The organism is Oleiphilus sp. HI0125 (genome assembly GCF_001635355.1).
Map to the genome: position 1 here is coordinate 1 of NZ_LWGF01000379.1, position 5,263 is coordinate 5,263.

Annotated in this window: 2 tRNA genes and 3 rRNA genes; all 5 read left to right on the plus strand. The window is 50.8% G+C overall.

Annotated elements, in window-relative coordinates:
* Nucleotides 1-53: 53 nt before the first annotated feature.
* Nucleotides 54-1,587, plus strand: a 16S ribosomal RNA gene (locus tag A3762_RS05220).
* 64 nt (nucleotides 1,588-1,651) lie between these two features.
* Nucleotides 1,652-1,728 (plus strand) — tRNA-Ile (locus A3762_RS05225).
* 26 nt (nucleotides 1,729-1,754) lie between these two features.
* A tRNA-Ala gene (locus tag A3762_RS05230) sits at nucleotides 1,755-1,830 on the plus strand.
* Between the two features lie 308 nt (nucleotides 1,831-2,138).
* A 23S ribosomal RNA gene (locus A3762_RS05235) occupies nucleotides 2,139-5,021 on the plus strand.
* Nucleotides 5,022-5,193: 172 nt separating this feature from the next.
* Nucleotides 5,194-5,263, plus strand: a 5S ribosomal RNA gene (gene rrf / locus A3762_RS05240); the annotation flags it as partial.

Sequence of the window (5,263 nt, forward strand, 5' to 3'; positions counted from 1 at the left end):
GTAGTTTTACTTGAGACAAATTTAGTTGTCCTTCGGGATGACACTTGAAGATTAAACTGAAGAGTTTGATCATGGCTCAGATTGAACGCTGGCGGCAGGCTTAACACATGCAAGTCGAGCGGTAACAGATCTAGCTTGCTAGATGCTGACGAGCGGCGGACGGGTGAGTAACGCGTAGGAACCTGCCCAGTAGTGGGGGATAGCCCGGTGAAAACCGGATTAATACCGCATAAGCTCTACGGAGGAAAGGGGGCTTCGGCTCTCGCTATTGGATGGGCCTGCGTGAGATTAGCTAGTTGGTGAGGTAATGGCTCACCAAGGCGACGATCTCTAGCTGGTCTGAGAGGATGATCAGCCACACTGGGACTGAGACACGGCCCAGACTCCTACGGGAGGCAGCAGTGGGGAATATTGCACAATGGGCGCAAGCCTGATGCAGCCATGCCGCGTGTGTGAAGAAGGCTTTCGGGTTGTAAAGCACTTTCAGTAGGGAGGAAGGCCTCGTAGTTAATACCTGCGAGGATTGACGTTACCTACAGAAGAAGCACCGGCTAACTCAGTGCCAGCAGCCGCGGTAATACTGAGGGTGCGAGCGTTAATCGGAATTACTGGGCGTAAAGCGCGCGTAGGCGGCTTACTAAGCCAGATGTGAAAGCCCCGGGCTCAACCTGGGAACTGCATTTGGAACTGGTTCGCTAGAGTACAGTAGAGGGTGGTGGAATTTCCAGTGTAGCGGTGAAATGCGTAGAGATTGGAAGGAACATCAGTGGCGAAGGCGGCCACCTGGACTGATACTGACGCTGAGGTGCGAAAGCGTGGGGAGCAAACAGGATTAGATACCCTGGTAGTCCACGCCGTAAACGATGTCTACTAGCCGTTGGGGAACTTGATTCCTTAGTGGCGCAGCTAACGCACTAAGTAGACCGCCTGGGGAGTACGGCCGCAAGGTTAAAACTCAAATGAATTGACGGGGGCCCGCACAAGCGGTGGAGCATGTGGTTTAATTCGATGCAACGCGAAGAACCTTACCTGGTCTTGACATCCTGCGAACTTTCTAGAGATAGATTGGTGCCTTCGGGAACGCAGTGACAGGTGCTGCATGGCTGTCGTCAGCTCGTGTTGTGAAATGTTGGGTTAAGTCCCGTAACGAGCGCAACCCTTATCCTTATTTGCCAGCACTTCGGGTGGGAACTCTAAGGAGACTGCCGGTGACAAACCGGAGGAAGGTGGGGACGACGTCAAGTCATCATGGCCCTTACGACCAGGGCTACACACGTGCTACAATGGTAGATACAAAGGGACGCTAAGCCGCGAGGTGGAGCTAATCCCAGAAAGCCTATCGTAGTCCGGATTGGAGTCTGCAACTCGACTCCATGAAGTCGGAATCGCTAGTAATCGTGAATCAGAATGTCACGGTGAATACGTTCCCGGGCCTTGTACACACCGCCCGTCACACCATGGGAGTGGATTGCACCAGAAGTAGTTAGTCTAACCTTCGGGGGGACGATTACCACGGTGTGGTTCATGACTGGGGTGAAGTCGTAACAAGGTAGCCCTAGGGGAACCTGGGGCTGGATCACCTCCTTAAACGAAACGTGCACGTTTCGGTCAGAGTTCACACGAATTGCTTGGTTGAGATTTAAAGAACAATAGGCCTGTAGCTCAGGTGGTTAGAGCGCACCCCTGATAAGGGTGAGGTCGGCAGTTCAAGTCTGCCCAGGCCTACCAATTATCAGAAGGCCGAGTCCAGAGATGGGGCTATAGCTCAGCTGGGAGAGCGCCTGCCTTGCACGCAGGAGGTCAGCAGTTCGATCCTGCTTAGCTCCACCAATTTCTGTTCATAACTAAAGATATTCAAAGCGTTGCTTTGAGTGTTTTTAGTTCTGATCAGAGAATCAGAATGTTCTTTAACAATTTGGAATGTGATAGTAGAAACGTTGTTAGTAGTTGTGATGACTATTAATAACATTGCTAAGGTTATTTGTTTTGCCATATATCAGCGGCAAAACATTTAACTCGGATAATGTAAGAAATGAGATTCATATCAAGCGTTATTCGGCGAAACGTTACGATTGGTCGTGTATGACACAAAGACCGGGATGGTAAAAGGTCGTCCTGGAGGACTCTTTGGGTTATATAGTCAAGCGACTAAGCGCATACGGTGGATGCCTTGGCAGTCAGAGGCGATGAAGGACGTAGAAACCTGCGATAAGCGTTGGGGAGCTGGTAAACGAGCTTTGATCCAACGATTTCCGAATGGGGAAACCCAACCGTCATAAGGCGGTTATCTTGCATTGAATACATAGGTGTAAGAAGCGAACCCGGAGAACTGAAACATCTAAGTACCCGGAGGAAAAGAAATCAACCGAGATTCCCTTAGTAGCGGCGAGCGAACGGGGAACAGCCGATAATTAAAGTTGTAGTGGAACACTCTGGAAAGTGTGGCGATAGAGGGTGATAGCCCCGTACACGAAGCAGCTTTAGTTACATATTAAGTAGGACGGGACACGTGTTATCTTGTCTGAAGATGGGGGGACCATCCTCCAAGGCTAAATACTCCTGACTGACCGATAGTGAACCAGTACCGTGAGGGAAAGGCGAAAAGAACCCCTGTGAGGGGAGTGAAATAGATCCTGAAACCGTATGCGTACAAGCAGTGGGAGCAGACTTGTTCTGTGACTGCGTACCTTTTGTATAATGGGTCAGCGACTTAATTTTAGTAGCAAGGTTAACCGTATAGGGGAGCCGTAGGGAAACCGAGTCTTAATAGGGCGCACAGTTGCTAGGATTAGACCCGAAACCGAGTGATCTATCCATGAGCAGGTTGAAGGTTAGGTAACACTGACTGGAGGACCGAACCCACTGTCGTTGAAAAGCCAGGGGATGACTTGTGGATAGGAGTGAAAGGCTAATCAAACTCGGAGATAGCTGGTTCTCCTCGAAAGCTATTTAGGTAGCGCCTCGTGTATCACCCTAGGGGGTAGAGCACTGTTTGGGCTAGGGGGTCATCCCGACTTACCAACCCCATGCAAACTCCGAATACCTAGGAGTGCGAGCACGGGAGACACACGGCGGGTGCTAACGTCCGTCGTGGAGAGGGCAACAACCCAGACCGCCAGCTAAGGTCCCAAATTCATAGTTAAGTGGGAAACGATGTGGGAAGGCTTAGACAGCTAGGAGGTTGGCTTAGAAGCAGCCACCCTTTAAAGAAAGCGTAATAGCTCACTAGTCGAGTCGGCCTGCGCGGAAGATTTAACGGGGCTCAAACTATGAACCGAAGCTGCGGATATAGATTTATCTATATGGTAGAGGAGCGTTCTGTACGCTGTTGAAGGTGAATCGAGAGGTTTGCTGGAGGTATCAGAAGTGCGAATGCTGACATGAGTAACGATAAGGGGGGTGAAAAACCTCCCCGCCGGAAGACCAAGGGTTCCTGCGCAACGCTAATCGGCGCAGGGTGAGTCGGCCCCTAAGGCGAGGCTGAGAAGCGTAGTCGATGGGAAACAGGTTAATATTCCTGTACTTCTTTATATTGCGATGGAGAGACGGAGAAAGCTAGGCCAGCATGGCGATGGTTGTCCATGTTTAAGGTTGTAGGCTGGGGACTTAGGCAAATCCGGGTCCCTAAGGCTGAGAACTGATGACGAGATCCTACGGGATTGAAGTGGTTGATGCTCTGCTTCCAGGAAAAACTTCTAAGCTTCAGATATAAAGGAACCGTACCCCAAACCGACACAGGTGGTCAGGTAGAGAATACCAAGGCGCTTGAGAGAACTCGGGTGAAGGAACTAGGCAAAATGGTACCGTAACTTCGGGAGAAGGTACGCTGCTGCCGGTGACGGGACTTGCTCCCTAAGCTAGCGGCAGTCGAAGATACCAGTTAGCTGCGACTGTTTATTAAAAACACAGCACTCTGCAAACTCGAAAGAGGACGTATAGGGTGTGACACCTGCCCGGTGCCGGAAGGTTAATTGATGGGGTTAGCGTATGCGAAGCTCTTGATCGAAGCCCCGGTAAACGGCGGCCGTAACTATAACGGTCCTAAGGTAGCGAAATTCCTTGTCGGGTAAGTTCCGACCTGCACGAATGGTGTAACGATGGCTAAGCTGTCTCCACCCGAGACTCAGTGAAATTGAAATCGCTGTTAAGATGCAGCGTATCCGCGGCTAGACGGAAAGACCCCGTGAACCTTTACTACAGCTTCACAGTGAACTTTGAGCCTATTTGTGTAGGATAGGTGGGAGGCTTTGAAACATGCACGCCAGTGTGTGTGGAGCCATCCTTGAAATACCACCCTGGTATGTTTGAGGTTCTAACTCTGGTCCCTTATCGGGATCGAGGACACTGTGTGGTGGGTAGTTTGACTGGGGCGGTCTCCTCCCAAAGAGTAACGGAGGAGCACGAAGGTGCGCTAAGCATGGTCGGACATCATGCGGTTAGTGTAATGGCATAAGCGCGCTTAACTGCGAGACAGACACGTCGAGCAGGTACGAAAGTAGGTCATAGTGATCCGGTGGTTCTGTATGGAAGGGCCATCGCTCAACGGATAAAAGGTACTCCGGGGATAACAGGCTGATACCGCCCAAGAGTTCACATCGACGGCGGTGTTTGGCACCTCGATGTCGGCTCATCACATCCTGGGGCTGAAGCCGGTCCCAAGGGTATGGCTGTTCGCCATTTAAAGTGGTACGCGAGCTGGGTTTAGAACGTCGTGAGACAGTTCGGTCCCTATCTGCCGTGGACGTTGGAAAATTGAGAAGAGCTGCTCCTAGTACGAGAGGACCGGAGTGGACGAACCTCTGGTGTTCGGGTTGTGTCGCCAGACGCATTGCCCGGTAGCTATGTTCGGACAGGATAACCGCTGAAAGCATCTAAGCGGGAAGCCCCCTTCAAGATAAGTTTTCCCTGATTCCTTGAGAATCCTAAAGGGCCCTTAAAGACTATGAGGTTGATAGGCAGGGTGTGTAAGCGTTGTGAGGCGTTGAGCTAACCTGTACTAATTGCCCGTGAGGCTTGACTATATAACGCCAAAGCGTCTTCGAAAGAAGGCTGGGTGTATAGGCAACCAATCGAACAATCGACGAATAATGAAGATATGAATCATAAGCGACTACTATTGCTTCCAAATGTTAAAGACAACAGCAGAATTAAGTGTTGGTGTAACGTCAGTAAGTTACTTCAACCAGAGTTTTGCCTGACGACCATAGAGAACTGGAACCACCTGATCCCATCCCGAACTCAGAAGTGAAACGGTTCATCGCCG